Origin of the sequence: Micromonospora sp. NPDC005220 (assembly GCF_040607895.1) — a bacterium.
In the GTDB taxonomy this organism is placed as follows: Bacteria; Actinomycetota; Actinomycetes; order Mycobacteriales; family Micromonosporaceae; genus Micromonospora.
Genome location: NZ_JBEXHP010000068.1, coordinates 29,598 through 30,877 on the forward strand (window position 1 = coordinate 29,598; position 1,280 = coordinate 30,877).

Consider the following 1,280-nt stretch of genomic DNA (forward strand, 5'->3'; position numbering starts at 1 on the left):
CGCACGCGTTCCAGGCAGGTGGACGGCGCGATGCCGACCGCGCGGGCCAGTTCGCGGTTGGTCTGCCGCGCATGTGTCTGCAGGTGCTGGATGATCGCCGTATCAAATTCGTCCACGACCGGGATCTTGCCATCTTCTCCGAACGATGTTCGCTTTGAGCTGGTCGGTGCCAACCACCTGCCTACTGTCGATCCCGTTCCGGCGAGCGCACGACAGGAGCCATCATGGTCGCGACCCACCTCGACACCGAGTCCATGCACGAACACGTCGTCGTCAGGCGGGGTGCACGGTCCGGCCTGCCGATCGTTGTCGCGGTGCACTCCACCGCGCTCGGTCAGGCCATCGGCGGCTGCCGGCTCGCGCACTACCCGCACTGGCGCGACGGGCTCACCGACGCGCTGCGGCTGTCGGCCGCGATGTCGGACAAGTGCGCGCTGGCCGGGCTGCCCAACGGCGGCGGCAAGACCGTCGTCGCCCTGCCCCCGGGCAGGACACTGGACGCGGCTGCCCGTCGGGCGGTGCTGCATGACGCGGGCGACGTGATCGCCGGTCTGGAGGGCGCCTACGCCACCGGACCGGACGTGGGAACCGGACCGGACGACATGGTCACGATCGCCGAGCGAACCCCGCATGCGTTCTGTCGACCGGTGGACGTCGGTGGCAGCGGCGATTCCTCCGGACACACTGCGGTCGGTGTTCTCGCCGCGCTGCATGCCCTGTGCGCCGAGCGGTTCGGCTCGGCGGACCTGTCCGCGCGCAGCTTCGCGGTGCTCGGCCTCGGCCGCGTCGGCGGCCACGTACTGCGCATGCTCGCCGACGCCGGCGCGACCCTGGTGGCCGCCGACATCGACAAGGGTAGACGCACGCTCGCCGTCACAGTGGGTGCCGCCTGGGCCAGCCCGCAGGACTGCCTGACCGCCGACGTGGACGTGCTCGTCCCCGCTGCCCTCGGCGGTCTGCTCACCCCGCACACGGTGCCGACACTGCGCTGCGCCGCGATCGCCGGACCGGCCAACAACCAGCTCGACGCCCCAGCCACCGCCGACCTGCTGCACCAGCACGGCATCCTCTGGGCACCGGACATCATCGTCAGCGCCGGCGGCATCATCCACGCCACCGCCGTCGAACTGCACCACGAAACCTCCGACCAGGCCGCCGCCCGGGTCCGCGGCATCGCCGACACCCTCACCGACATCCTGCGCACCGCCCGCGCCACCGGCTCGACCCCGGCCGCCGCCGCCCACTCCCGCGCCCGCCAACGCATCGAACACGGCCGCCGC

Annotated in this window: 2 protein-coding genes; one reads left to right on the top strand and one right to left on the bottom strand. The window is 72.0% G+C overall.

Translation table 11 applies throughout. The features are described from left to right. Positions 1–320: AsnC family protein (locus ABZU52_RS22445; RefSeq protein WP_354972947.1), on the bottom strand; the 320-nt coding region annotated here is incomplete at its 3' end. On the opposite strand from ABZU52_RS22445, the gene ABZU52_RS22450 reads away from it, so the two are divergent. After that, the coding region (locus ABZU52_RS22450; RefSeq protein ID WP_354972946.1) for a Glu/Leu/Phe/Val dehydrogenase dimerization domain-containing protein at positions 225–1,280 on the top strand (1,056 nt) is incomplete at its 3' end. The two genes, ABZU52_RS22445 and ABZU52_RS22450, sit on opposite strands and share 96 nt — an antisense overlap.